Origin of the sequence: Paenibacillus sp. A3M_27_13 (genome assembly GCF_024213315.1) — a bacterium.
GTDB classification, from domain to species: domain Bacteria; phylum Bacillota; class Bacilli; order Paenibacillales; family Paenibacillaceae; genus Paenibacillus; species Paenibacillus polymyxa_B.
On the sequence record NZ_JANAVE010000002.1, the window covers coordinates 1,048,864 to 1,074,594 of the forward strand.

25 protein-coding genes are annotated in these 25,731 nt (G+C 46.3%); 24 read left to right on the top strand and 1 reads right to left on the bottom strand.

Annotated features, from left to right (window positions below; genetic code table 11):
* The first annotated feature begins 76 nt into the window (after nucleotides 1–76).
* The 9 genes from rplS (at nucleotide 77) to NLX82_RS11390 (ending at nucleotide 8,318) form a co-directional block, all read left to right on the top strand.
* Nucleotides 77–421, top strand: coding sequence for a 50S ribosomal protein L19 (gene rplS / locus NLX82_RS11350; RefSeq protein ID WP_010346403.1), 345 nt, complete (start codon nucleotides 77–79; stop codon nucleotides 419–421).
* 101 nt (nucleotides 422–522) lie between these two features.
* Nucleotides 523–1,149: a signal peptidase I gene (gene lepB, locus NLX82_RS11355; RefSeq protein ID WP_013309866.1), complete on the top strand. Its 627-nt coding sequence runs from the start codon at nucleotides 523–525 to the stop codon at nucleotides 1,147–1,149.
* 86 nt (nucleotides 1,150–1,235) lie between these two features.
* On the top strand, nucleotides 1,236–2,096 hold the full coding sequence (ylqF, locus tag NLX82_RS11360; RefSeq protein ID WP_053326554.1) for a ribosome biogenesis GTPase YlqF: 861 nt from the start codon (nucleotides 1,236–1,238) through the stop codon (nucleotides 2,094–2,096).
* Between the two features lie 211 nt (nucleotides 2,097–2,307).
* A complete protein-coding gene (locus NLX82_RS11365; RefSeq protein WP_254348108.1) occupies nucleotides 2,308–2,955 on the top strand; it encodes a ribonuclease HII in 648 nt (215 codons plus the stop codon).
* A 90-nt stretch (nucleotides 2,956–3,045) separates the two neighbouring features.
* The gene (locus NLX82_RS11370; protein WP_254348110.1) at nucleotides 3,046–5,151 is read left to right on the top strand and encodes a DNA ligase; all 2,106 of its coding nucleotides are present in this window, start codon (nucleotides 3,046–3,048) and stop codon (nucleotides 5,149–5,151) included.
* A complete protein-coding gene (locus NLX82_RS11375) occupies nucleotides 5,148–5,447 on the top strand; it encodes an EscU/YscU/HrcU family type III secretion system export apparatus switch protein (RefSeq protein WP_023988176.1) in 300 nt (99 codons plus the stop codon). The genes NLX82_RS11370 and NLX82_RS11375 overlap by 4 nt, the downstream gene beginning before the upstream one ends.
* On the top strand, nucleotides 5,447–5,830 hold the full coding sequence (locus NLX82_RS11380; RefSeq protein WP_254348112.1) for a YraN family protein: 384 nt from the start codon (nucleotides 5,447–5,449) through the stop codon (nucleotides 5,828–5,830). Before NLX82_RS11375 ends, NLX82_RS11380 begins: the two co-directional genes overlap by 1 nt.
* A 153-nt stretch (nucleotides 5,831–5,983) precedes the next feature.
* Nucleotides 5,984–6,535, top strand: coding sequence for a nitroreductase family protein (locus NLX82_RS11385; RefSeq protein WP_025723284.1), 552 nt, complete (start codon nucleotides 5,984–5,986; stop codon nucleotides 6,533–6,535).
* Nucleotides 6,536–6,698: 163 nt separating this feature from the next.
* Nucleotides 6,699–8,318, top strand: coding sequence for a YifB family Mg chelatase-like AAA ATPase (locus NLX82_RS11390; RefSeq protein WP_068940648.1), 1,620 nt, complete (start codon nucleotides 6,699–6,701; stop codon nucleotides 8,316–8,318).
* 376 nt (nucleotides 8,319–8,694) lie between these two features.
* Here NLX82_RS11390 and NLX82_RS11395 read toward each other — a convergent pair whose 3' ends face one another.
* Complete coding sequence (locus NLX82_RS11395) at nucleotides 8,695–9,123, bottom strand: organic hydroperoxide resistance protein (RefSeq protein ID WP_053325252.1); 429 nt, start codon at nucleotides 9,121–9,123, stop codon at nucleotides 8,695–8,697.
* A gap of 147 nt (nucleotides 9,124–9,270) precedes the next feature.
* Between NLX82_RS11395 and NLX82_RS11400 the strand changes: the two genes are divergently transcribed.
* From NLX82_RS11400 to fliI, 15 genes are all read left to right on the top strand, one after another.
* The gene (locus NLX82_RS11400) at nucleotides 9,271–9,741 is read left to right on the top strand and encodes a MarR family winged helix-turn-helix transcriptional regulator (protein ID WP_023988180.1); all 471 of its coding nucleotides are present in this window, start codon (nucleotides 9,271–9,273) and stop codon (nucleotides 9,739–9,741) included.
* 328 nt (nucleotides 9,742–10,069) lie between these two features.
* The gene (gene sucC / locus NLX82_RS11405) at nucleotides 10,070–11,230 is read left to right on the top strand and encodes an ADP-forming succinate--CoA ligase subunit beta (RefSeq protein WP_053325253.1); all 1,161 of its coding nucleotides are present in this window, start codon (nucleotides 10,070–10,072) and stop codon (nucleotides 11,228–11,230) included.
* A 49-nt stretch (nucleotides 11,231–11,279) separates the two neighbouring features.
* Nucleotides 11,280–12,209, top strand: a complete 930-nt coding sequence (gene sucD / locus NLX82_RS11410) for a succinate--CoA ligase subunit alpha (protein WP_028542729.1) — start codon at nucleotides 11,280–11,282, stop codon at nucleotides 12,207–12,209.
* 227 nt (nucleotides 12,210–12,436) lie between these two features.
* Entirely contained in the window at nucleotides 12,437–13,555 is a 1,119-nt protein-coding gene (gene dprA / locus NLX82_RS11415) for a DNA-processing protein DprA (protein WP_254348114.1), read from the top strand.
* A gap of 286 nt (nucleotides 13,556–13,841) precedes the next feature.
* Nucleotides 13,842–15,944, top strand: coding sequence for a type I DNA topoisomerase (topA, locus tag NLX82_RS11420; RefSeq protein WP_028542727.1), 2,103 nt, complete (start codon nucleotides 13,842–13,844; stop codon nucleotides 15,942–15,944).
* A gap of 27 nt (nucleotides 15,945–15,971) precedes the next feature.
* Entirely contained in the window at nucleotides 15,972–17,312 is a 1,341-nt protein-coding gene (gene trmFO / locus NLX82_RS11425) for an FADH(2)-oxidizing methylenetetrahydrofolate--tRNA-(uracil(54)-C(5))-methyltransferase TrmFO (RefSeq protein WP_023988185.1), read from the top strand.
* Nucleotides 17,313–17,338: 26 nt separating this feature from the next.
* Nucleotides 17,339–17,881, top strand: coding sequence for an ATP-dependent protease subunit HslV (gene hslV, locus NLX82_RS11430; protein WP_013309881.1), 543 nt, complete (start codon nucleotides 17,339–17,341; stop codon nucleotides 17,879–17,881).
* A gap of 36 nt (nucleotides 17,882–17,917) precedes the next feature.
* Entirely contained in the window at nucleotides 17,918–19,318 is a 1,401-nt protein-coding gene (hslU, locus tag NLX82_RS11435) for an ATP-dependent protease ATPase subunit HslU (RefSeq protein WP_075154071.1), read from the top strand.
* A 408-nt stretch (nucleotides 19,319–19,726) separates the two neighbouring features.
* On the top strand, nucleotides 19,727–20,134 hold the full coding sequence (flgB, locus tag NLX82_RS11440) for a flagellar basal body rod protein FlgB (RefSeq protein WP_013309883.1): 408 nt from the start codon (nucleotides 19,727–19,729) through the stop codon (nucleotides 20,132–20,134).
* 6 nt (nucleotides 20,135–20,140) lie between these two features.
* Nucleotides 20,141–20,593: a flagellar basal body rod protein FlgC gene (gene flgC, locus NLX82_RS11445; protein ID WP_028542726.1), complete on the top strand. Its 453-nt coding sequence runs from the start codon at nucleotides 20,141–20,143 to the stop codon at nucleotides 20,591–20,593.
* Nucleotides 20,594–20,632: 39 nt separating this feature from the next.
* Nucleotides 20,633–20,947, top strand: a complete 315-nt coding sequence (gene fliE / locus NLX82_RS11450; RefSeq protein ID WP_007430020.1) for a flagellar hook-basal body complex protein FliE — start codon at nucleotides 20,633–20,635, stop codon at nucleotides 20,945–20,947.
* Between the two features lie 35 nt (nucleotides 20,948–20,982).
* Nucleotides 20,983–22,566 (top strand): flagellar basal-body MS-ring/collar protein FliF, encoded by a 1,584-nt coding sequence (gene fliF, locus NLX82_RS11455; RefSeq protein WP_254348117.1) that lies wholly within the window; start codon nucleotides 20,983–20,985, stop codon nucleotides 22,564–22,566.
* 11 nt (nucleotides 22,567–22,577) lie between these two features.
* Nucleotides 22,578–23,594, top strand: coding sequence for a flagellar motor switch protein FliG (gene fliG / locus NLX82_RS11460; RefSeq protein WP_013370674.1), 1,017 nt, complete (start codon nucleotides 22,578–22,580; stop codon nucleotides 23,592–23,594).
* A complete protein-coding gene (locus NLX82_RS11465) occupies nucleotides 23,587–24,423 on the top strand; it encodes a FliH/SctL family protein (protein WP_025723732.1) in 837 nt (278 codons plus the stop codon). The genes fliG and NLX82_RS11465 overlap by 8 nt, the downstream gene beginning before the upstream one ends.
* Nucleotides 24,410–25,729, top strand: coding sequence for a flagellar protein export ATPase FliI (gene fliI / locus NLX82_RS11470; protein ID WP_013309889.1), 1,320 nt, complete (start codon nucleotides 24,410–24,412; stop codon nucleotides 25,727–25,729). Before NLX82_RS11465 ends, fliI begins: the two co-directional genes overlap by 14 nt.
* Nucleotides 25,730–25,731: the final 2 nt, after the last annotated feature.

Below are 25,731 nucleotides of genomic sequence, written 5' to 3' on the forward strand. Positions count from 1 at the left end.
CCTCTGTGGATGATGAAGGAAACGGTTGTGTTTCCAGAAGAAGCATGAACACCTGTACGGAAGGAGGGAGTCATAGATGAATATCGTCCAAGCGATCACTGAAGAACAACTGCGTAAAGATTTGCCTAACTTTCGTCCTGGTGACACTTTGAAAGTGCACGTGAAAGTTATTGAGGGAACTCGTGAGCGTATCCAGTTGTTTGAAGGTGTTGTAATTAAACGCCGTGGTGGTGGAATCAGTGAGACTTTTACAGTTCGTAAAATTTCTTACGGTGTAGGTGTGGAAAGAACTTTCCCGCTTCATTCCCCAAAAATCGATAAAATCGACGTGGCTCGCCGTGGTAAAGTGCGTCGTGCGAAGCTTTATTATCTTCGTGAACTGCGCGGTAAAGCAGCGAGAATTAAAGAAATTCGTCGTTAATACAACGAATAACGAAAGGGGCTTGGTTACAAGCTCCTTTCGTTTTTTCTACGTACATAGGGAACTGTGGATTATTGACCGTAAAGAGAGGACAGTGAGCTATGGAGCAAGAAGTAGGACAAGGAGCTGTACAGCAGCCAACTGATCAGGATGGTACGCCCAAGCGTAAACCAAAAAATGAGATTTTTGAGTGGCTCAAGGCCATCATTATTGCGTTAGTGCTTGTCTTTTTAATCCGCTGGCTTCTCTTTAAGCCGTTTATTGTGGATGGCCCGTCGATGCAGCCTAACTTTCATACCGGAGAACGCGTCATTGTAAATGAGATTTTGTATGATTTCCGTGCCCCTAAACCAGGCGAAGTGATCGTGTTTCATGTGCCGGAGGAAGGAAGAGACTTTATCAAACGCGTCATTGCCGTTGAAGGAGATACGGTCAAGGTAGAAGGTGACACGATTACAGTAAATGGTAAGCCGATTCAGGAAGCTTATTTGAAAGCTCCTTTAGAAGAAGCCCATCAGAATGGCGAGCTTTACAACAAGTTTACAAATTTTCCAAATGAGAAGTTTAAGGATGGAAAAGTTCCGGCAGGGCATATTTTTGTAATGGGAGATAACCGTTCCAATAGTACAGACAGTCGGATGATTGGATATATTGATTTGAAGGAAGTCGTAGGTCGGGCTGACGTTATTTTCTGGCCGGCAAAAGATATGCAGTGGATTAACCACTAGAATAACTAATAAGCAGCATAGCTGCCGTAATCCTAACTAAGAGCCTAAGGGTAAAAGTAGGAGTTACGATCAATGGGGTGATGACGGTGACGATTCAATGGTTTCCTGGTCATATGACCAGAGCGCGCCGCCAAATTGAAGCAAAATTAAAGTTAATTGATTTGGTCATTGAGCTGATTGATGCTCGATTGCCGCTCTCCAGCCGAAATCCAATGATTGATGATATTTTGCAAGGCAAGCCGCGGATGATTATTTTGAATAAAGCAGATTTGGCGGATCCGGTAGTATCACAGCAATGGATTGCCTATTTTAAGGAGCAGGGGCATGTGGCCCTTCCGGTGGATGCCGCAACTGGGACGGGACTAAAAGAAATTCCGATTCAGGCTAAGCTGCTGCTTAAGGAAAAGATAGATCGGCAGATTAGGAAGGGAATGAACCCGCGTCCTATGCGTGGGTTGATTGTTGGTATTCCGAATGTCGGCAAATCGACACTGATCAACCGAATGGCGGGACGTAATATTGCAGCTACGGGTGACCGTCCAGGGGTAACGAAGGCACAGCAGTGGATCAAGATCGGAGAAATTGAATTGCTGGATACACCAGGTATTCTATGGCCTAAATTTGAGGATCAGAATGTAGGCTATCGTCTGGCAGTTACAGGTGCGATCAAGGAAGAAATTCTGAATGTCGAGGATATTGCCTTTTTTGCGACTAAATATTTGGTTCAGTACTATTGGGATGCACTGGCAGAGCGCTTTGAGCTCACCGAACGTCCTGAAGATACAGAAAATCCTGATGAAATTGTCAACGTTATGGAAGCGATCGGACGTAAACGTGGCTGTATTGTTAGCGGCGGACGTGTAGATCTCGAAAAGGCGTCAAAAATCATTTTGCGTGAGCTGCGTGCAGGGAAGCTGGGACGATTCAGTTTGGAAGCTCCTTACTGATTTTACTGGTACACCGATGCAGAACATAGCATTTTGTGGCAAGGAAGAACCTTCCCCATCTCTCCGGAGAGGAGGAAGGTTTTTTTTTGGTATTTGAAGGCAGTTAGAAAAGGGTTTTGGACGGTGAAGGTCTGTGGTAAGCTGAATTCAATCGCTAGAGTTACGGCATGAATGACGCGTTAAACTACATATAGATGGGCAGGTATTGAATATGGAAAATAAAGAGATTGTAGCGAAGGACATGCTACATTATGAAAAAAAATACTGGGAGCAGTCTTGTGAGCGGATTGCAGGTATTGACGAGGTAGGTCGTGGATGCCTGTTTGGTGATGTTGTGGCCGCAGCAGTCATTTTACCAGTGGGTGAGTTACTGGAAGGTGTGGATGATTCCAAAAAATTGACGGACAAGAAGAGAGAAGCATACTACGAGCTGATTATGGAGAAGGCTATTGCTGTAGGAGTTGGCTATATAGACGCGCAGACGATTGATGATATCAATATTAAGCAGGCAGCTCGTTTGGCTATGAAGCAGGCTATTGAGGCTTTACATGTGTCTCCTGATTATTTACTGGTGGATGCAGAAAAGGTAGATGTGCCTATTCCTCAGCTCTCTATTATTAAAGGAGATGCGAACAGTCAGTCCATTGCGGCGGCCTCTATCATCGCCAAGGTAACCCGTGATCGGCTGTGTAAAGGTGAATGGGATGCGAAGTATCCGGAATATGGGATCGGTATACATAAAGGTTACGCTACCAAGTTGCATAGGGAACAAATTTTGGCGCTAGGACCTACAAAGATGCATAGACGCAGCTTTCTAGGCAATTTGCTGACAGAGCAACCGACACTGTTTGATCTGTAGTTACTTATTGTGAATCGGGACAATGCCGATATAAAGTATAACTAATACCATAAGCCCCTTTGAATGGGGGAGAGTGAGAGGAGGGGCGATATGAACATCGGATCTGTATTTCGTGGATTACTTGGAGATGTGAAGGCTGGAGAGGCTAAAAAACTTGATATGCAGCCAGGTCAGGTCGTACGAGGAGTCGTGCTAAAGGTGTCTGAGGACGGCGGTGAGGCTGTGTTGCAAATACAAGGTTCTCAGGTCAGGGCAAAGCTGGAGACCCCTCTTCAACCTGGACAGACTACAACGTTTCAGGTTCAACCGGCTTCCCCCAGCGGAATGACGGTGCTTAAGCCTCTGAACGATGTGGCCAATACACCACAGCAAACCGTAGCGCTGACAGATGTATTGGAATCGGTGGGACTGCCGGATACAGCTCAGAACAGGGAGCTTATACAGGCAATGCAAAAGAATGGTGTGCCGTTGACGTCGGAAAATGCGGCTTCTTTGCGAGAAGCTATGGCGAAGCAAAGCGGCAATGTACAATTGGGAACGTTTGTGCAGGCGGCGGCAGTTGCCTTTCAACGGGGACTTCCATTGACGGCAGAAAGCATAAACGGATTGCGTCAAGCGATGTTTGGGCCTCCTTTAAATGATCTGTTGTCTTCGCTGGAGCAAGAGCTTGAAACGGTATTAAAACAGCAAGCACAGGGAATATCCACTGATCGTTCAGTGGGGGAATCGCCAGCTATAAAGAACGCTGACCGAATGTCTGCTAGTCCAACAGGTGCTTCTTCTGTGGTGGTAGATGGACAGGAAGGCCAAGCTCCTACATTGTCCAAGGATGCTTCTGCCGCTGCAAAGCAGGCAGAAGCTGGACAAACCACAGGCGGCAAGGAATTGTTAAAAGGGACTCAAGCAGCCAACCTTGCTGCAGCAGCGAGTGCTTTGGCAACAGATTCAGATACTGCGACGGGGGCTGCATCTGCAGCCAAAGGGACTGCTCCAGGAGAATCGGAGGCAGCCAATGAACGCGGAGCGACAGTGGCATCGGAAGCTGGTGTAAATGCGCCAGAATCGAGTGCTGATGCATTAAATGGTCCCCGCACCAGAGTGGAGCAGTCACAGTCACAGCAAGCTACTGCGGCAAGCACACAGCTTAAGGATACGGATGGCGCTCCAGCGGCTGCCACGGCAGAGCCTGCGGGGGCAAAGCCCGCCTTAACCGCAGCCACGGCTGACCGTCTCTCCGCACAGCAGGCTGGTGCCCCTGTGCCGCAATCCACAGCAGGCAACACTGCTGCGCCAGAGGTGCCGCTCCAGCGGCTGCGCACGTTGCTGCAAGAGCTACGCGCGGCGGTGCCACCCGCGCTGAGCACGGCTGCCCCAGAGCAGCCCGCAACGGAAGTGGCGCAGCGGGCGGCTGGCGCCTCGCGGGCCGCAGACGCCGCTGCATCGCAGCCTGTGGCGTCCAGCCCGCAGCTCACCCCCACGGAAGACCCGTGGGTAGGCCGCGTACTGAAGCTGCTCGGTGCAGAGCACGAGCAGCAAGTGCACCGCGCGACTACACAGGTCGCGCAAGGGGCGGCGGCACGTATGGAGCCGCCAGAGGGAATGCCCCAGACGCTGCCGGGATTAGCGGCTGCGTCTGGGGACACGGTGTCAGCAGACGCAGACACCGTAAAAGGGGCACTGCTCCAGCTGATGAGCAGTGACGACCTGCCGCCCGCTTTGAAAGAGGCGGCTCAGCAGGTTGTACAGCACCTGACAGGTCAGCAGTTGCTGCTCAATACAGACCGAACGGCGCCTTTTGCACAAGTACACATGTTTATACCATTCGTTGGACCGGACGGTCGCGAAACAGCTACGATCCAGATTCAGTCCCGCCGCGGCAAACGGGGAGAGCTGGACGCCTCCAACTGTCGTCTTTGGTTTGATTTGGACATGAAGGGACTTGGGCCGACCCTGGTAGATGTCCAGGTTGTAGATCGGATTGTAAGTGTCAAGCTCCATAATGATCATGAATGGGCGGCTTCGTTGTTAACCAGTGGGCGTGAGTCCATTCACACAGCGTTGGAGTCACTAGGATACCAGCTTCTATCGCTTCGTACCGAGCCCATGCCCATAAGGACTGAACAGAACAGCCTCGCCTCTTCTGAAGTACAAAGCTATGTGCCTCAGCCGTATAAAGGAGTCGATCTTAAAATATGAAAGAGCCGTTGGAACCTCCTTCTCCTTCCATAAAGAAGGCGGTCGCCCTTAAATATACGCCTGGCGAGAGCGAAGCACCGATTGTCGTTGCCAAAGGGAGCGGCCGTATTGCGGATAGCATTTTAGAAAAAGCTAAAGAACATGGTGTTCCAGTACAGGAGGATGCTGCGCTGGTTGAAGTACTGTCCAAACTTGATCTGGACGAACAAATCCCTGCTGAGCTCTATCAGTTGGTGGCAGAGGTGCTTACCTATATATATCAAATGGACCGGCTTGCATCAAGGGATGACTGGTGATGCGTAATGAGATGAAGGCTGGAAGCAAGGATCAACGGAAAGCCAAAGGAGCGATGGGTGAAGAGGCAGCGGCTTTGTTTTTAGAAAACTTGGGTTACCGAATCATAGAGCGTAATTGGCGATGCCGCAGTGGTGAAATAGATCTGATTGCCAAGCAGGAGCATACACTCGTGTTTATTGAGGTACGTAGTCGAAGTAGCTCCAAATATGGAACGCCAGCAGAATCAGTTACTGCGCGTAAAATAGCCCAAGTTCGCCAAACAGCCGCTGTATATTTGCATATGAACGGGATTGGAGATGCTCCAATCCGCTTTGACATGATTTCTGTACAATTAACTGACGAAAAGGCAGTTGTTACAAACCATTTAATAGGCGCATTTTAAGAGTAAGAGCTTTTTCGAAGCTAAGAGTGCGGGACTGAATTCATATGTACAGGTTGACAGGAAGGAAAGCTACAGGTATATTTTATTGAGAATAGTTATCATTTTCATCTGAAAATGAATATCGAGAAGTTGTACCTGTGAAGGAGGATTTACGTGACAAAACATACCTTTAGTGAACATGTCATAGATGTAATTCAGGAACGCCGGACGATTAAACGATTTAAATCCGACTCTATTCCGGTAGATACGATCAAAGAATTGCTGGACGTCGCTGTGTGGGCTCCTAATCATAAAATGCGTGAACCGTGGCGTTTTCTGTTGTTTGCTGGTGAAGGACGGAAAAAGCTTGCAAAAGCAATTGCAGCCGACATCGGTAAGGACAACAAGTTTGAGAGCGGCATTTTGCACAACCCGATCCAGCTTTTAGTAGTGCTGGAAGAAGACCCGCGTCAAGCGGTTTGGGATGAGGATTTTGCAGCGGTCAGCGCGCTTGTACAAAACTTTATGCTTGCCGCATGGAGCAAAGGAATCGGAACGTTTTGGGTGACAAAGCCATTTTTGTATTCGCCTAAGTTCCGTGAGCACTTGGGAATTCAACCAGGTGAGAAGGTAATAGGAATGATATATGCAGGCTATCCTGACGTTATCCCGGAATCAAGACCACGTACTCCCGCAGCCGATAAGCTGACCTTGTTTGACAAATAATCTGTCGTCAGATAAACTTAGTCAAGAATTTTGAAAGCATAGTTCGAAGCTAAAATTTCGAACATTACATTTGCAAAGAATGAAAATTTGGAAGCACCTTTTTTCATATATGCAATGATTCCCGAGAGGGAGCATTCCAATATGAGGAGAGGTGCTTTTTGATATGTATGGAAAATTACACGGAGCTTGTCTGTATGGAATAGATGGCGTTCTGATTGAAGTTGAGACTGATTTGTCCAATGGCTTGCCTCAGACAGCGATTATAGGATTGCCCGATTCGGCGATTCGAGAGGCAGTGGAGCGTGTCAGAGCAGCAATTAAAAACTGTGGCTTTAAATATCCGTCCCAGCGTGTCACGATTAATTTAGCTCCTGCTGATTTGCGTAAGGAAGGTTCAGCTTTTGACCTTGCTATCGCTTTAGGGTTGCTGACAACCAGTGAACAGGTCGTTTTACCCGTGGGAGAACGGACGCTGTTTATTGGCGAGCTGGCGCTGGATGGCAGTATTCGACCTGTAAATGGGGTGCTGTCTATGGTTGATCTGGCCAAGCGAGAAGGATTCAACTCTGTACTGCTTCCCCAGGAAAACGCAAGCGAGGCTCGTCTGATTACGGGTATACGTATTTACGCTATACGTCATCTAGCAGATCTTATCCCGATTGAAGATCGTGCACAAGGGACTGTTGATAGGCAAGCGACAACTCAGAGTTGTACTGCCAGTAAACAAGTCATGATCTGTTCCTATGACCATTTACCTCAGGCAGAGCAAATACCGTTGTGTGAGAAAGAAGAGATAACTAGCAACATGGAGGATTACAGCGATGTGCTGGGTCAGCTGCACGCCAAGCGTGCGTTAGTCATCGCTGCAGCCGGGATGCATAATATTTTGCTTATGGGACCGCCGGGGGCTGGGAAGACCATGCTCATCCGCAGGTTGCCATCTATCCTTCCGCCTTTGACAGAAAAGGAGGCGCTTGAAGTCACCAAAGTATACAGCGCTGCCGGGAAGTGGAAGGAGTCATCGCCTCATCTGATGAATATTCGTCCCTTCCGTTCGCCTCATCATACGATCTCTGCTGCTGGTTTGGTGGGTGGAGGAGGTATACCCAAACCAGGAGAAATCAGTCTTGCACACCGGGGGATTTTATTTCTGGATGAGTTGCCTGAGTTTAGCCGTCATGTACTAGAAGTGCTGCGCCAACCATTGGAAGACCACAATGTTACGATCAGTCGTTCACGTGCTGTTTTTAAGTATCCGGCGCATTTTTTACTTGCTGCCTCTTTAAATCCGTGTCACTGTGGCTTTTTCGGAAATGATACGGAACATCAGCGCTGTACCTGTTCACCTGCAGCAGTAGCTCGCTACCGTTCACGTATTTCCGGTCCACTGCTGGATCGGATTGATCTTCAGCTTGAAGTATCGCAGCCGAAGGATTGGCGGGAGGAAAAAGAATCATTGTCATCCGCTGAAATGCGAAGGCAGGTGCTGGCTGCTCAAGCGATACAAATCCACAGATATAGCAAGCTTCCCTTTTCATGGAATAGTGAGCTGTCCGGTCAGATGCTTCGTAAATATGCCGTATTAGAAAAAAATGCAGCGGACTTGCTTGATCAGACAATGGACGCACTCGGTTTAAGCATGCGTGCGTATGATCGAATTCTCAAGCTTTCGCGTACCATTGCAGACTTACATGACTCAGAGAAAATTTTGACTTCACATGTGGCTGAAGCTATTCAATACCGCCACATGGATAGAGCAAATGCCAGTTTTCCTGAAAGTTAAAAAGGCGATAAAACTTAGTAGTTATAACACAATCATTTTTATGAAAGAGTTTTTCCAAAGGGTATGTACAATAGAAAATGGAAAAAAAGGACAAAAAAAGCTCCAGACAATAAAGATCTGGAGAAGAAAAATAAGATTATGACATTAGTGATTATACTATGAGTATATCAGTTTCGTATATACGATTATGCAGCATCTCCCATGTTACTTGATGGAAAAAAATAAACAGTCTTTAACGAAGGGATAGCTGAAAGGATAATAAGCCCCTCGACAAAAAACGATTGAGGGGCTTGTTGTGAAATTCATTCTAACGAAACTATTGAATCCATGAAGAGAGATGAAGACGTCCCCCTACATGTACTAAATAAAATCTAAGTTACAAAACGTTCAGTTTCACTTCAATATTACCGCGGGTAGCGCGGGAGTATGGACATTGTTCGTGTGCGCCTTCCACCAGTTTTAATGCAGTTTCATGATCGACGCCTTTTACCAATACATCGAGGTTTACTCCGATTCCGAAGCCGCCGTCTTCCACTTTGCCGAAATGGACCGTAGCTGTTACTTCAGTACCTTCATGCTTAACACGTTGCATGCGAGCAACCATATTTAAGGCACTGTCAAAGCAAGCGGAATAGCCTGCTGCGAACAATTGCTCTGGATTTGTACCTGCACCGCCTGCGCCGCCCATTTCTTTTGGGGTATCAATATTTAAACGAAGTTCAGGGGAGGAAGACTCGATATAACCGTTACGTCCACCAACCGCTTTTACTGTTGTTTCATACATTTTTTGTTGAATGGTCATCATAATCCAATCACTGCCTCTCGCTCAATTTATATTTTACACAATTTAATTTATCAAAATAATTATTGTTTGTAAAGTATTTTGTGCAATTAGCATGTATTTTATTATATAATGTGCTAAAATAATGACGAAAGTAGGTGATCAGACAGCATGGAAAACAATCCCAATGAAGGTACAGCGTTAAAACTTGATAATCAGTTATGCTTTGCCATATATGCATGCTCCAGAGAGATAACGAAGCTATACCAGCCTTATCTGGAAAAGCTCGGTGTGACGTACTCGCAATATTTGGTACTTATCGTGCTCTGGGAGCGTGAAGAGTGTACAGTGAAGGAATTGGGTGAGGCACTATATTTGGACTCCGGCACACTAACTCCGCTATTGAAGAGATTGCAGAACGCCGGGCTGATCGATCGAAAGCGTTCCACTCAGGATGAGCGTAAGGTGCTGATTTCTTTGACGACAGAGGGAAGCGCATTGCGGGAAAAAGCTCTATCTGTACCAGGATGCATCCAGGAAAAAACAAGTATGACTCATGATCAATTTGGGTCGCTTCTGCTCCAGTTCAATGATCTGCTTGATCGTGTTCATCAAGCGAATGTACAAATTGAAAAATCATAAGGTATTTTCAGTTGCTCTTGCGAATCTTATGGCATGAGTTGTTCTCAGCTGAAAGTATTAATGCTTGAAGAAATAAAGTGCCTCTTAATGCGGATTAGGTAATCCCATGTTGTAGAGGTGCTTTTTTTGTGTGAATTTGTATTAATGGTAATATCCAATAATATCCAAGCATTCGATTTTGGGAATGATAATGATATCAAAATACTGTAATTCATGAGGTTAAATTATAAGGAAAGCGTTTTAAAAACATGTTACAATGATGTAGGTTTAGTATAGATTTCCTTGTGAACCGCCCTTGTTGCAGTCATGTTGATAGGAGGATTCCAGAATGAATATCCATGAATATCAGGGTAAAGAAGTATTAAAGCAGTACGGAGTGGCTGTACCGAACGGTAAGGTTGCCTATACGGTGGAGGAAGCCGTTGCTGCGGCAGAATCGCTTGGAAGCGCTGTTACGGTGGTGAAAGCACAAATTCATGCTGGTGGACGCGGTAAAGCGGGTGGCGTGAAAGTTGCCAAAGGTTTGGATGAGGTGCGGACTTTTGCTTCTGAAATTTTGGGTAAGGTGCTGGTGACGCATCAGACCGGACCTGAAGGTAAAGAGGTCAAACGCCTTTTGGTTGAGGAAGGCTGCGATATTCGTAAAGAATATTACGTCGGCGTTGTCGTAGATCGTGCGACTGGACGTATCGTAATGATGGCCTCAGAAGAAGGCGGTACGGAAATCGAAGAGGTGGCTGCAGCCACTCCGGAGAAAATTTTTAAAGCGGTTGTTGATCCAGCGATTGGGCTTCAGGTGTATCAGGCGCGTAAGTTGGCATATGACATTAATATTCCTAATGAACTGGTAAACAAAGCGGTCAAGTTTATGCTGGCGCTATACGAAGCTTTTGTGGACAAGGATTGTTCGATTGCAGAAATCAATCCCTTAGTCGTTACGGGTGATGGGAATGTACTGGCGTTGGATGCCAAACTGAATTTTGATTCTAATGCGTTGTTCCGTCATAAGGATATTTTGGAATTGCGTGATTTGGATGAAGAGGATGAGAAGGAAATTGAGGCATCTAAATACGATCTAAGCTATATCGCTCTGGACGGAAATATTGGCTGTATGGTCAATGGTGCGGGTTTGGCGATGGCAACCATGGATATTATTAAATATTACGGTGGCGATCCGGCCAACTTCCTAGACGTAGGGGGCGGTGCGACGACGGAAAAGGTAACCGAAGCGTTCAAAATCATTTTGTCCGATCCGAAGGTAGAAGGTATTTTCGTGAACATTTTCGGCGGAATTATGCAGTGTGACATCATTGCGAACGGCGTCGTGGAGGCTGCCAAACAGTTGGGGCTGACTCGTCCGCTTGTTGTCCGTCTTGAAGGTACGAATGTTGAGCTCGGCAAACAGATTTTAGCGGAATCCGGTTTGAATATCGTGGCAGCCGATTCCATGGCGGATGGCGCCCAAAAAATCGTCGAACTTGTTCAATAGCCTGTTTGCATTCCGATATGCCGAATAAACGATAGGGGATGTGAAGATCGTGAGTATTTTGGTCGATAAGCATACAAAGGTGATTACACAGGGGATTACGGGAAAAACGGCGTTGTTTCATGCCAAGGGTGCACTTGATTACGGTACACAAATGGTAGGTGGCACCTCTCCAGGTAAGGGAGGCACCGAGGTAGAAATTACACTGGAGAACGGACAACAGGTCAAATTGCCGGTGTTTAATACAGTGAGCGAAGCCAAGGAAGCTACTAGCGCAACAGCGAGCGTGATTTACGTGCCACCAGCTTTTGCCGCAGATTCCATTTTGGAGGCTGTAGATGCGGAATTAGATCTCGTGATTTGTATCACGGAGGGCATTCCGGTGCTTGATATGATCAGGGTCAAACGTTTTATGGAAGGTAAAAAGACCGTTCTGATTGGCCCTAACTGCCCGGGCGTTATTACGCCAGGAGAATGTAAAATCGGTATTATGCCAGGTTACATTCATCTACCAGGTCATGTAGGCGTTGTGTCACGTAGTGGTACTTTGACCTATGAAGCAGTGCATCAGTTAACGACCCGAGGTATAGGACAATCTTCTGCGGTTGGTATTGGCGGTGACCCCGTTAAAGGTTCAGAATTCATTGATATTTTGCAACGCTTCAATGAGGACCCCAACACTCATGCTGTCATTATGATCGGAGAAATTGGTGGTACAGCCGAGGAAGAGGCTGCCGAGTGGATCAGGGACAATATGACGAAGCCAGTGGTTGGTTTTATCGGCGGTGTGACTGCGCCTCCAGGCAAACGGATGGGGCATGCAGGTGCCATTATTTCTGGTGGAAAAGGAACGGCCAAAGAGAAAATTGCCACGCTTGAAGCCTGTGGGATCAAGGTGGCACCGACTCCTTCCGAAATGGGCTCGACACTGGTAAGTGTGCTGGAAGCACGTGGTATTTTGAATTTGTGTACGACACATTAAATCGTGTTTCTTCATTAATATACAGGCCATAAAACTGCATCGAAATTTGCCGCAGGCTAGTGTATAATGAAAGAAAGGTAAGCAACCTTTTTATCTTCTGAAACAGGGGATGAAAAGGTTGCTTTTTTTGCGTTAAGACAGGCTTGTCAGGGAAACGCTTGCAAAATGATTCATTGTGCCACAAAATAAGGGAGGGTTCACTCTTCCGTGAATGGGGGAACCATAGTTTGGAAGAAAGATGGCTTTTGTTAGGCTTACATGAGTTAGAGGGAATCGGAAGAAAAACAATTCAGCGTATTTGGTCGAGTGACTATCAATTGCATGAGCTACTGCATTTTAGCGAACAGAAGTGGATCGAGATAGGGTTAAGCCCTGCTCAGGCACGCATTGCGGCTCAGTGTTATGATGAAGAATGGGTGCATGAACGATATCAGCGAGTTCAATCCGGTGATATTGGAACGGTAACTTATGTGGACGAGGATTATCCCCTATTAATGAAGGAAACAGTTGACCCACCTTGGGTAATGTATACAAAAGGGGATAAATCACTTTTGCATACATGTTCTATAGCCATGGTAGGAACCCGCGTTCCCACCGCTTATGGACGTAGAGCAGCGGAGATACTGACAGAGGGATTATGTAATGCAGGGATTACAATCGTTAGCGGATTGGCGAGAGGGATTGACAGTATTTGTCACGAAACAGCCCTGCGCCGGGGAGGAAACACGATTGGTGTACTGGGAACAGCGATTGATCAAATTTATCCTCCCCAAAATGCGTCTTTATTTGCAGAGATGGCTAGCAATGGCTTGATCTTATCAGAGTATCCTCCAGGCACGAGGTCGCATCCAGGAATGTTTCCACAACGTAATCGGATTATAGCCGGTTTAACGAAGGGAACGCTTGTTGTCGAAGCAGATGTAAGAAGCGGCTCCTTGATTACAGCTGATGCTGCACTGGAGGCAAATCGAGATGTGTTTGCTGTTCCCGGACCCATTACGTCACCGAAGAGTAGAGGTACGCTGAGCTTGATTAAGCAAGGGGCAAAAACGGTCACTGAAGCTTCGGATATTATTGAGGAGTATGAAGCAGATTTGCGTACAAGGGAGGTTTCTTCATACAATAGAGAGCAGAGTCTTAATCTGAAGGAGGTCTCCAAAGTGCCAGAAAGTGAGACTTCTGAGGAAAACCGTGTCATACTGTTGCTTGAACAGGGAACCATGACACTGGATGAACTGCTTGATGCTACGGCATGGGATTTTGGACTTTTACACGCAGTTCTGTTATCGTTAATCATAAAAAAAAGGATCGCCCAGCTAGCGGGCACAAAATACAAGCTTATTTAGTAGTTGTTTTTGCAAAGTCCTTAGTTAGTAAATGCACAAATTCAATTTTAAACATCAGGTGGAGGGCAGTATGGCATTCATCCGCGTCGCGGATTCCTACTCCTTCCCCACTTCCTGAAATGTGTTGACATTATGACTCGCAGCAGCGGAGCAGATGGAATTTTTCTGAAGAATCTCAGCGATCCGGAAGAATGACCAATCTGTGAAGCTCTCTATCGCGTCATAACTCACCACATTTCAGGAAGTCTATCATATTCATGTGTGTAATTGAGAGGAGGAAGAGCCTATGGCGGATTCACTCGTCATCGTGGAATCGCCTTCCAAGGCGAAGACGATCGGCAAATACTTAGGCAGCAAATATATCGTCAAGGCTTCCATGGGTCATATCAGGGATTTACCGAAGAGTCAGATCGGCGTAGAGGTCGAAAATGATTTTAATCCCAAATACATTACCATTCGAGGTAAAGGCTCAATTCTAAAAGAATTAAAGGATGCCCGAAAAAAAGTAAAAAAAGTATATCTGGCGGCTGACCCGGATCGCGAAGGTGAAGCTATTGCCTGGCATCTGGCGCATGCGCTGGAACTGGACGATACAGCAGATTGCCGTGTTGTATTTAATGAAATTACGAAGCAGGCTGTCAAAGATGCTTTTAAAACACCCCGTAAAATCAATATGGATTTGGTCAATGCTCAGCAGGCACGACGGATACTGGATCGACTTGTTGGCTACAAAATCAGCCCGTTGCTCTGGAAAAAGGTGAAAAAGGGCCTATCCGCTGGGCGTGTGCAGTCGGTTGCGGTGAAAATTATTTTGGACCGGGAAAACGAGATCAATGAGTTTGTACCGGAAGAATACTGGACGATTACAGCTAAACTAGCTATTAAAGACAGTACCTTTGAAGCGAAATTTCATAAGCTGCGCGGTGAAAAGAAAGAACTCTCTAGCGAAGCCGATGTACAAGAAGTGTTAGAAGCTATCGGAAAATCGTCCTACAAGGTACGCGATGTGAAAGAGAAAGAGCGTTTACGCAATCCTTCTCCTCCATTCACAACAAGTTCCTTGCAGCAGGAGGCGGCTCGGAAGCTCAACTTCCGTGCATCTAAAACGATGTCTGTAGCTCAGCAGCTATATGAGGGTGTGGATTTAGGTAAAGAAGGGACCGTGGGTCTGATTACGTATATGCGTACGGATTCCACACGGATCGCCGCTTCAGCTCAAGAGGAAGCGAAAGAATTAATTATTCAAAAATATGGCGAAGCTTTTGTACCTGAAACTCCTCGTCAATATTCAAAAAAAGCGGCCAACGCCCAGGATGCGCATGAAGCGATTCGTCCAACCTCTGCGTTACGCGATCCGGAAACAGTTAAGCCGTTTATGAGTCGGGATCAGTTCCGTTTGTACAAATTGGTATGGGAACGTTTCATGGCCAGCCAGATGGCTTCTGCTATTATGGATACTTTGTCCGTAGATATTGAAGCGGGTGAGACGATATTCCGGGCAGCAGGTTCTAAGGTTCGTTTTCCAGGTTTCATGAAAGTGTATGTAGAGGGAAATGACGACGGTAAAACCGAAGAAGATAAACTGCTGCCACCACTTCAACCAGGCGATAAGTTAAAAAAAGAAGCGGTTGAGCCGAAGCAGCATTTTACACAACCGCCTCCCCGTTATACGGAAGCGCGACTGGTGAAGACGCTGGAAGAACTGGGTATAGGACGTCCAAGTACGTATGCACCAACGCTGGAAACCATTCAGAAACGTGGGTACGTTGCTATTGAAGAGAAGAAGTTTTTCCCTACAGAGCTGGGCGAATTGGTCATCGAACAGATGGAGGAGTTCTTCCCAGAGATTCTGAATGTGGAGTTTACAGCTAATATGGAAGGTGATCTTGACCACGTCGAAGAAGGCGAAGGTAATTGGGTCAAGGTGTTGAGTGACTTTTACGAGTCATTCGAGAAGCGACTTGAAGTGGCTGAAGAAGAAATGAAAGAAATTGAAATAAAAGATGAAGTATCCGATGTCATTTGTGATAAGTGTGGCAGCCAAATGGTGTATAAGCTTGGCCGATTTGGTAAATTCCTGGCCTGTTCTGCTTTTCCAGATTGCCGTAACACAAAGCCAATTGTTAAGGATATCGGGATTAATTGTCCTACATGCGGTGAGGGCCATGTCGTCGAACGACGGAGTAAAAAAGGACGTGTCTTCTATGGATGTGACCGCTACCCGGAATGTGATTTTGTTTCCTGGGATAAACCGTCCATTAAGCCTTGCCCAAGTTGCAGTAGCCTAATGGTCGAAAAACGTACAAAACAAGGAACGAAGCTCAACTGTACTGTCTGCGATCACAGCGAAATGCTGGAAGAGAGCGATGAGAGCGTAGAGACTTCTTAAGAACAACAATAGCAGGGGGATTTAAACGTGAGTGAACTACAAAAGGTAACGGTCATCGGAGCAGGTTTGGCGGGCAGCGAAGCTGCCTGGCAAATTGCAAGCCGTGGAGTGCCAGTTAAGTTATATGAAATGAGGCCGGTTGTAAAAACACCAGCACATCATACAGATAAATTTGCCGAACTGGTATGCAGTAATTCCTTGCGGGCAAACGGCCTAACGAATGCAGTAGGCGTACTGAAGGAAGAGATGAGAATACTGAACTCCTTGATTCTGAGTGCAGCAGATCGTCATGCAGTTCCGGCTGGCGGTGCATTGGCAGTGGATCGTGACGGATTTTCCGGTCATATTACTGATACGCTTCATCAACATCCTTTGATCGAGGTTGTTAATGAAGAGCTTCAGGAAATCCCACAGGACGGTATTGTGGTCATTGCGACGGGGCCTTTAACTTCTCCAGCTTTGTCGGAACAGATTAAATCGCTGATGGGAGAGGAGTATTTTTATTTTTACGATGCGGCAGCCCCAATTGTAGAAAAGGACTCTATCGACATGAGCAAGGTTTATCTGGCTTCCCGTTATGATAAGGGAGAAGCAGCGTACTTGAATTGCCCGATGAACGAAGCGGAATTTGATGCTTTTTATGAGGCTCTGATTACGGCTGAGGTAGCGCAAGTCAAGGAATTCGAAAAAGAAATTTATTTCGAAGGCTGTATGCCCATCGAAGTGATGATGCAACGTGGGAAACAAACGGCATTGTTCGGACCGATGAAACCTGTGGGTCTCGTAAATCCACATACAGGTGAACTGCCCCACGCAGTTGTTCAGCTTCGGCAGGATAACGCCGCAGGAACGCTGTATAATCTGGTTGGTTTCCAGACTCACCTCAAATGGGGGGAGCAAAAGCGTGTATTTTCAATGATTCCGGGTCTTGAAGAGGCAGAGTTTGTACGTTACGGTGTGATGCATCGCAATACCTTTATTAATTCTCCGCAGCAACTTCATCCAACCTATCAGTTCAAGGGAAGAAGTAATCTATTCTTCGCCGGACAAATGACCGGTGTAGAGGGATATGTGGAGTCGGCGGCTTCTGGTCTGCTGGCCGGGATGAATGCGGCACGAGCAGCGCGTGGACAGGAAATGTTTGTATTTCCTGCAGAAACGACATTAGGCAGCATGGCGCGGTATATTACGACCGCTGATTTTAAGCATTTTCAACCGATGAATGCAAATTTTGGTTTGCTTCCAAAGTTGGAGAAACGGATTCGTAACAAAAAGGAAAAAAATGAAGCTCTCGCTAATCGCGCGCTGGAAAGTTTGCATGGTTATATCAACGAAACGGGAGTTATGTCAGCTGAAGTACAGGCATAAGGATGAAGGAAAAGGAGGAGCGCGTTATGGATATGTCCTTTCATGCTACCACCATCTGCGCTGTACGCCACAATGGCAAAGGAGCTATTGCGGGTGATGGACAGGTAACGTTCGGCAACAGTGTTGTAATGAAGCAGACGGCAAAAAAAGTGCGCAGATTGTATCGTGGTCAGGTCGTTGCGGGATTTGCGGGTTCGGTGGCAGATGCTATCACGTTATTTGAAAAGTTCGAAAATAAGCTAGAGGAACACCACGGAAATCTTCAAAGAGCAGCCGTGGAACTGGCCAAGGACTGGCGTCAGGATCGTATTCTGCGCAAGCTGGAAGCGCTCATGATTGTGATGGACTCATCCGGAATGCTGCTCATTTCTGGAGGCGGCGAAATTATCGAGCCGGATGATGATGTGCTTGCGATTGGCTCAGGTGGTAATTTTGCATTGGCGGCTGCCCGTGCTTTCAAACGCCATGGCTCTGGCATGGAAGCAAAGGACATGGCACGGGAAGCGCTAGAGGTTGCTTCGGAAATATGTGTGTATACGAACAATCAGATTATCGTGGAAGAACTGTAAATCGGCTCTGAGTATTCAAGGGTGGAGGAGTGCAAAATGAATAATCAATCGTTGACGCCCAGACAAGTGGTATCCGAGCTGGATAAGTATATTGTCGGACAAAAGGAAGCTAAAAAATCTGTTGCTGTTGCCTTGCGTAACCGTTATCGGCGTAGTAAGCTGCCGGATGATATCCGGGATGAAATTGTGCCTAAAAATATTTTGATGATCGGACCGACAGGTGTGGGTAAAACTGAAATTGCACGTAGACTTGCACGGCTCGTGGGGGCTCCTTTTGTCAAGGTAGAGGCGACCAAATTTACAGAAGTGGGTTACGTCGGTCGTGATGTGGAATCCATGGTGCGTGATCTGATGGAAACCTCCATTCGCATCGTTAAGACGGAACGAACAGAGAATGTGAAGGACAAAGCGGAGGACATGGCAAATGAACGGATTGTCAGCATCCTTGTACCTGCAGAAAAGTCAAACAAATCGCAACGTAATCCCTTTGAAATGCTGTTTGGCAATAACACGGGAACTTCGGTAGAAGAAGAACCACCACAACAGGATGGATCTTTGGCGGAAAAGCGCCGTAAGGTTAAATTCGATCTGTTATCCGGTAAGCTTGAGGATGATGTCATAGAGATTGATGTGGAGGATACTGCACCCAATATGCTCGATATGTTTGCTGGGCAAGGGAATGAACAAATGGGTATGAATATGCAGGAGATGTTCGGAAGTTTTCTGCCCAAGCGGACGAAGAAGCGCAAGCTACCAGTCAAGGAAGCTCGCAAGGTGTTGATTCAAGATGAAGCCGCCAAATTGATCGATATGGATGATGTGATTCAGGAGTCTGTGAAGCGTGCTGAGCAATCCGGTATTATTTTTATTGATGAAATAGATAAGATTGCCAGCCAGGGTAAGGGTAGTGGCCCCGATGTGTCAAGAGAAGGCGTCCAGCGCGATATTTTACCTATTGTCGAGGGATCTACCATCATGACCAAATACGGTCCGGTAAGAACAGATTACATTCTGTTTATTGCTGCAGGTGCTTTTCATGTTGCAAAACCATCTGACCTGATCCCTGAGCTTCAGGGCCGTTTCCCAATCCGTGTGGAATTAAGTAGCCTGACCTTGGATGAGTTTGTGTCGATATTGACGGAGCCTAAAAATGCGCTGACCAAGCAATACACTGATTTACTCCGTACTGAGGAGATTGAAGTCGAATTTTCTGAGGAAGCGATCCGTGAGATTGCCAGCATTGCTGAGTCTGTAAATCGCAACACCGAAAATATTGGCGCACGTCGTTTGCATACCATTCTAGAAAAGCTGTTGGAGGATCTGTCGTTTGAAGCACCAGAGCTTACATTGGATCGTATGATCATTACCCCGGAATATGTACGTGAGAAGCTGGGAGATATTGCCCAAAACAGGGACCTTAGTCAGTATATTTTATGAATAGGGTTTCTAAAAATAGGGTGTGTGGTCCAGAATAACACTATCTTGCACCGTCGTTTAGACCTAGATAATGGTCAAGTTGATGATTTTTCTGTCTATTCCAAAAGTAGGACGTATAATCTTTTACAGGTGTAAAGTGCTAAGAAAACATTCATTTTCTTGAAATAAACCTGAAAAATTTAACATTTTATGCATCTAAAGCCCTCTTTTTTAAAAAAGATAGGGCTTTTTTCTTATTGTAATTAGGTCCCAACTCTACGAAACTTAGAATATATGACAGAAAGTTATTATTTTCTACTTAAGACCTAAAAGAAATGTATAATTATGAAATTTTATTGTCGAAAAAAAGTGAAAAATCTTGTTTTATTGAATCTTACTTTGGAGTAGACGCTGGGAGGGAGGAGCTAAATGAATCTGCTGGGTGATATGAGCTTTCAAAAGCTTCAGGCAGGTGTACAGGCGGCAAATACGAGACAACGTGTGATGGCGGACAATATATCCAATGCGGATACCCCGTATTTTAAGCGTTCGGAGGTTTCATTTGAAGAACTGCTTCAGCAGCAAATGGACGGTGATGTCACACCACTACGTGGAAAAGTAACCAATTCAAGACATTTTCAAATAGGACCTGTGAACTCCATTCCAGATGCCACGGTCACCAAAGATGGGTACTCAGTCATGAATAACAATATGAACAACGTAGATATCGACAGAGAAATGAGTCTTATGGCTGAAAATCAACTAAGATATAATACCTACATCCAAGAAATTAATGAGCGCATCAAAATGATGAGAACAGCGGTAGAAGGGAGATAGGACTAGGTGAAGATTAACAACGGCTTTGATATTAGTGCATCTGCTCTTACGGCCCAACGGTTGCGGATGGACGTTATATCTAGCAACATTGCCAACGCAGAGACAACTCGGGCGAAAGTAGAGAATGGACAAGCAGTTCCATATCGGAGAAAAACGGTTGTTTTGGAGCCGAACCAATCTGGCTTTGCCGATGTTTTAAAGGCTCAAATGGAAGGAAGTAGCACAAACGCTGCTGGCGTTAAGGTTTCGCAAATTCAGGAAGATCAGTCACCTTTGAAGCCTGTGTACAATCCGGGTCACCCGGACGCTGATAAAGATGGCTATGTATATATGCCTAATGTAGACATTATGAAAGAAATGGTCGACATGATTTCCGCAACACGCTCATACGAAGCCAATGTAACAGCTCTGAATGCATCAAAGGCTATGGTTTCCAAAGCGCTTGAAATCGGTCGCTAAGTTCTAGGACTACTAACTACTTAATAGGGAGAGTAAAACATGATTCAGAACGCCATGTTTAATGTACAGACACCGGTAATACAGCAGATTCAATCGCCTAACAATGAGTTGACGAAAGCGACGCCTTCCGAATCCTTGAAGGATTTTGGTTCCTTCCTAAAGGATGCTCTCAATGAAGTAGGGCAGCAGGAAGCCGCTACGCACCAGATGTCCGACCAATTCATGGCAGGCAAAGTTGATGTAGATCAGGTCATGATCACTTCCCAACAAGCGCTGCTTTCCCTGCAGCTTACTACACAGGTCCGAAACAAAGCGATCGAAGCCTATCAGGAGATCATGCGTACACAGATGTAAAGAGGGTTTAGCAAAGTTTCGGATGGGGTGACGGAGTGAACGAGAGAATCGCCCAATATCGGGATAAGATTTCCGGGTATTGGAATAATTTCAGCAAAAAACAGAAGATATTACTTGTTTCGACATTAGCATTCATCATTATCGCCGTTGTAGTGCTAACGATGCAGTTTACTAAAACCGAGTATGAAGTGGCTTTCCGAGATTTAAATGCTAACGATGCAGCCGGAGTCATTAAATATCTCGATTCTGCGGGTATACCGTATCAACTTAATGCTGGTGGGACACAAATCTCAGTCCCAACCGCTAATGCGGATAAGGCGAAGGTAGATGTTGGGTCTCAAGGCCTGATTCAGAAGGGTTCAATCGGCATGAGTGCTTTTGACCAGTCCTCCTCTGCCATTGGTATGACGGAGAACGAGTTCAATGTGAAGTACAATAATGCATTGAACGGCGAAATACAGCAACTGTTGGAACGGATGGATGGTGTCCAAAGCTCCAAAGTTGTCATTAATATGCCAAAGGAAAACATTTTTGCCGGACTTGAAGAAAAGGACAAAGCCTCCGCTTCGATTCAAATGGAATTCGAGCCTGGCTTTACTCCAAATCAGCAAGCGATCGACGGATATTTTAATCTGGTAAAAACGGCCGTACCGAATCTGCCAGTGGAAAACATTACGATCACCAATAAGGAATATGAGTTGATTCCAACGGCCAAGGGCGGCCAAGGTGGGCTCACTAGTGGTGTTCAGGAAAACATGGCTCTACAGAAGAAGTTTGAGAGCGATGTAAGGAATAATGTTCAACAATTTTTGTCGAAAATTGTTGGAGACGACAAGGTAAATGTGCTGGTTATGTCCCAGCTAAATTTCGACAAAGTAACATCAAAGGAACAAATGGTCACACCTGTTGATCAAACGAAAATGAAGGGTATTGAAATTAGCGCCCAACAAATTCAGGAAAGCTATACGGGCAGTAGTGGACAAACCGGAGGAGTTGCAGGAACAGGAACACAGGATGTTCCAGGCTATCCTGGAGGAGCTAATTCCGGCAATACCAGCTCAGATAAGAGTTCAAGTACGATTAACTACGAAGTTAACCGAATTGCAAGGGATATTATCCAAAGTCCGTACACTGTAAAAGATTTAACCATTAATGTAGCAGTTGAACCACCAACAGGTCAGCAAACGTTGGATACTGCAACTCAGACAGCAATTCAAAATATTTTGGTTAATATTGTAAGAGCGTCGTTAGCGAATTCTGGTACTACTATTACAGACGCTGATTTGGCTAAGAAGGTTTCAGTGTTCTCACAAGCTGTTCCGGCGCCTGCGAGCACGAATACATTCTTCTCAGCTTCCAACCCTTGGCTATGGGGCATCGGAGCTGCTGTTCTGGCACTGCTGGCGGGTGTAATCTTCCTCATCGTACGCGGTCGTCGTAATCAGGAAGAAGAGTTGGATGAAGAATTGCAACTCATGCCAACGCCGACGGAGTTCCCGTCTATTACCATGGAAAGTGTGACAAATGAAAGTCAAGTGCGTAAACAGCTTGAAAGTCTGGCGAAAAAGAAACCCGACGAATTCGTCAATCTGCTTCGTACATGGCTGGCTGACGAATAGAGGTGAGTTCATTGGCAAAGGCAAGCAGTCAAGGTTTAACGGGAAGACAGAAGGCGGCTATACTTCTCATCACAATGGGACCAGAGGTATCTGCTCAAATATTCAAGCATTTGCGTGATGAGGAGATCGAGCAACTTACATTGGAAATTGCCAATGTGCGGAAGGTCGATGCCATTGAGAAAGACTCCATCATGGCCGAGTTTCATCAAATTTGTTTGGCTCAGGAGTACATTTCCCAAGGCGGTATTAATTACGCTAAAGAAATATTGGAAAAAGCACTCGGGTCGCAAAAAGCAGTTGAGGTCATTAACCGTCTAACAGCGACGTTACAGGTAAGACCCTTCGATTTTGCCCGCAAGGCTGATCCAAACCAGATATTGAATTTTATACAGAATGAGAATCCGCAAACGATTGCTCTCGTGCTTTCGTACTTGCAATTCGAGCAGGCGGCTGCAATTCTGTCGTCTCTGCCACAGGAAAAACAGGCAGATGTGGCCCGGCGTGTCGCTGTCATGGACAGTACATCTCCGGAAGTTATTTCCCAGGTGGAACGAGTGTTAGAGCAAAAGCTATCTGCAACCGCAACGCAGGATTATACAAATGCGGGTGGTATCGAGTCCATTGTTCAGATTTTGAATGGCGTAGACCGCGGAACCGAACGTACGATTCTCGACTCGCTTGAAATTCAAGATCCAGAACTGGCTGAGGAAATCAAGAAAAGAATGTTCGTGTTCGAGGATATCGTCAATGTGGACAACCGTTCCATTCAGCGCATTATCCGCGATATCGACAATGCAGATTTGCAATTGGCGCTTAAAGTGTCCAGTGAAGAAGTACGCGATGTGATTTTCCGAAATATGTCGAAACGTATGGCAGAAACCTTCAAAGAGGAAATGGAGTACATGGGACCGGTGCGGTTGCGTGATGTGGAAGAAGCACAGACACGTATCGTATCGACAATCCGCAGATTGGAAGAGGCCGGTGAGATTATAATCGCACGCGGTGGAGGAGATGACATCATTGTCTAACTTGATCAAATCTTTCCAATATGTTCCTGTAGAGGCTTTGAAAACAATTGATGTGGCACATACGTATGCGCCAGAAACGACGGATGAAGAAATCACAACTGAATATACGGAGCCGGAGCCTCAGCGAGATCACGAGGCTGAACGGCTACGGGATGAAATGCTGAATGATGCTAAGGATTTTGCCGAACGTCAGGTTCGCGAGGCAGCTGAAGAAGCGGAACGGATGCTTCAGGAGGCACAGCAGCAGATTGAAGCCTGGTGGCAGGAACGACGCGAGCATGACGAGCAGTTAACTCAGTCGTTAAAAGCTGATGGGTTTCAGCAAGGATATGAAGAAGGTCAGAAGCTGGCTGAGGCCGAGCTCCAGACGAAATCAGAGCAGATGATGGAAGAAGCACAGGATATTCTGCGTCAGGCCTATGAGATCAAGGAACAACTGATTCAGGAAGCTGAGCCTTTCCTGGTTGAACTGAGTAGTGCTATTGCTGAGAAGGTCATTGAGAAACAGCTTAGCCTTGAGCCTGAATACACGATTGAATTAATTCGTAAAAATTTGGCTCGTAAGCGGGAAAAAGGAACCATTACATTGTGTGTGTCGCCTCAGCATTTCGCATTTGTGCAAGGTGCACGAGAAGAATTGTCATTAACTGTCGATTCGCAGGCAGAACTTCAAATTATTCCTGATGGTACCGTGAAAGATCGCGGTTGTGTTATCCGTTCTTCCTTTGGAAGTGTGGATGCGCGGATTGATACGCAATTAGCTGAGATCAAAAAGGAATTATTGCGTCTGGCACATGAGAATGAGGAGCGAAGACATGAAGGGGCTTAATGCGCAGCGCTACATGGATCATTTGCGCCAGCTGGACCCGGTTCGGGTAAATGGCAAGGTTACGCAGGTTATCGGCCTGATGGTTGAATCGGAAGGTCCAGACGCCAGTATCGGGGATGTTTGTTACATTTATCCGGGTAAAACGGCAAAGCCGTTGCAAGCGGAGGTCGTAGGCTTCAGGGACAATAAAGTGCTTCTGATGCCACTTGGAGAACTGCAATCCATTGGTCCCGGTTGTGATGTTGTAGGAACAGGGAAACCGTTGAATGTGCAGGTCGGGTCGGAGCTGTTAGGCAAAGTGCTGGACGGATTGGGTCAGCCTCTGGATGGCTCATTGATTCCCTCTAGAATGGCGAGATATTCAACCTTCAATATTCCGTCCAATCCGCTGAATCGTCCGCGTGTGCAGGAACCAATCAGTATCGGGGTGCGCGCTATCGACGGGTTGCTTACTATCGGTAAAGGACAACGGGTTGGTATTTTTGCAGGTTCGGGTGTAGGTAAAAGTACCTTGATGGGAATGATTGCTCGTAATACGGAAGCTGATGTGAATGTAATTGCCTTGATCGGGGAACGTGGACGCGAGGTGCTGGATTTTATTGAACGGGATTTAGGTCCAGAGGGACTAGAACGTTCCGTGGTCATTGTGGCAACTTCCGACCAGCCTGCGTTAATCCGTATTAAGGGTGCACTTATTGCAACGACGATCGCGGAATATTTTCGGGATCGCGGGTTGAATGTCATGCTGATGATGGATTCAGTTACCCGGTATGCGATGGCCCAACGTGAAGTGGGACTAGCCGTAGGGGAGCCGCCAGCAATGAGAGGGTACACACCTTCCGTGTTTGCTAGTCTACCTAAGCTTCTAGAACGTGCAGGGACAGGTCCTACTGGCTCCATAACCGCTTTTTATACGGTACTGGTCGATGGTGATGATATGAACGAGCCCATCGCAGATGCGGTGCGCGGGATTTTGGATGGACACATTGTCTTGAATCGTGGGATTGCGAACAAAGGACATTTTCCCGCAATTGATGTGTTAGCGAGTATTAGCCGGGTTATGAAGGATATCGCACCACGAGATCAGATAGACGCTGCCGAGAACATTAAGCGCTTGATGGCCGTCTACAAAGATTCGGAGGACCTGATTAATATCGGGGCCTATCAGCAGGGTTCAAATGCAGAAATTGACGAATCCATGGAGCGTATACGGGATATATGGGATTTTACAAGACAAAGAACAGATGAAAAGGCTGAGCTGGACGAGGTAAGGGAGCGTTTGATTTCTGAATTTACGAGGAGATGAAG

Coding starts and splice junctions, on each gene's coding strand:
- rplS (WP_010346403.1), top strand. CDS start 77: ATGAATATCGTCCAAGCGATCACTGAAGAACAACTGCGTAAAGATTTG.
- lepB (WP_013309866.1), top strand. CDS start 523: ATGGAGCAAGAAGTAGGACAAGGAGCTGTACAGCAGCCAACTGATCAG.
- NLX82_RS11365 (WP_254348108.1), top strand. CDS start 2,308: ATGGAAAATAAAGAGATTGTAGCGAAGGACATGCTACATTATGAAAAA.
- NLX82_RS11370 (WP_254348110.1), top strand. CDS start 3,046: ATGAACATCGGATCTGTATTTCGTGGATTACTTGGAGATGTGAAGGCT.
- NLX82_RS11375 (WP_023988176.1), top strand. CDS start 5,148: ATGAAAGAGCCGTTGGAACCTCCTTCTCCTTCCATAAAGAAGGCGGTC.
- NLX82_RS11380 (WP_254348112.1), top strand. CDS start 5,447: ATGCGTAATGAGATGAAGGCTGGAAGCAAGGATCAACGGAAAGCCAAA.
- NLX82_RS11390 (WP_068940648.1), top strand. CDS start 6,699: ATGTATGGAAAATTACACGGAGCTTGTCTGTATGGAATAGATGGCGTT.
- NLX82_RS11395 (WP_053325252.1), bottom strand. CDS start 9,123: ATGATGACCATTCAACAAAAAATGTATGAAACAACAGTAAAAGCGGTT.
- NLX82_RS11400 (WP_023988180.1), top strand. CDS start 9,271: ATGGAAAACAATCCCAATGAAGGTACAGCGTTAAAACTTGATAATCAG.
- sucC (WP_053325253.1), top strand. CDS start 10,070: ATGAATATCCATGAATATCAGGGTAAAGAAGTATTAAAGCAGTACGGA.
- topA (WP_028542727.1), top strand. CDS start 13,842: ATGGCGGATTCACTCGTCATCGTGGAATCGCCTTCCAAGGCGAAGACG.
- hslV (WP_013309881.1), top strand. CDS start 17,339: ATGGATATGTCCTTTCATGCTACCACCATCTGCGCTGTACGCCACAAT.
- hslU (WP_075154071.1), top strand. CDS start 17,918: ATGAATAATCAATCGTTGACGCCCAGACAAGTGGTATCCGAGCTGGAT.
- flgB (WP_013309883.1), top strand. CDS start 19,727: ATGAATCTGCTGGGTGATATGAGCTTTCAAAAGCTTCAGGCAGGTGTA.
- fliE (WP_007430020.1), top strand. CDS start 20,633: ATGATTCAGAACGCCATGTTTAATGTACAGACACCGGTAATACAGCAG.
- fliI (WP_013309889.1), top strand. CDS start 24,410: ATGAAGGGGCTTAATGCGCAGCGCTACATGGATCATTTGCGCCAGCTG.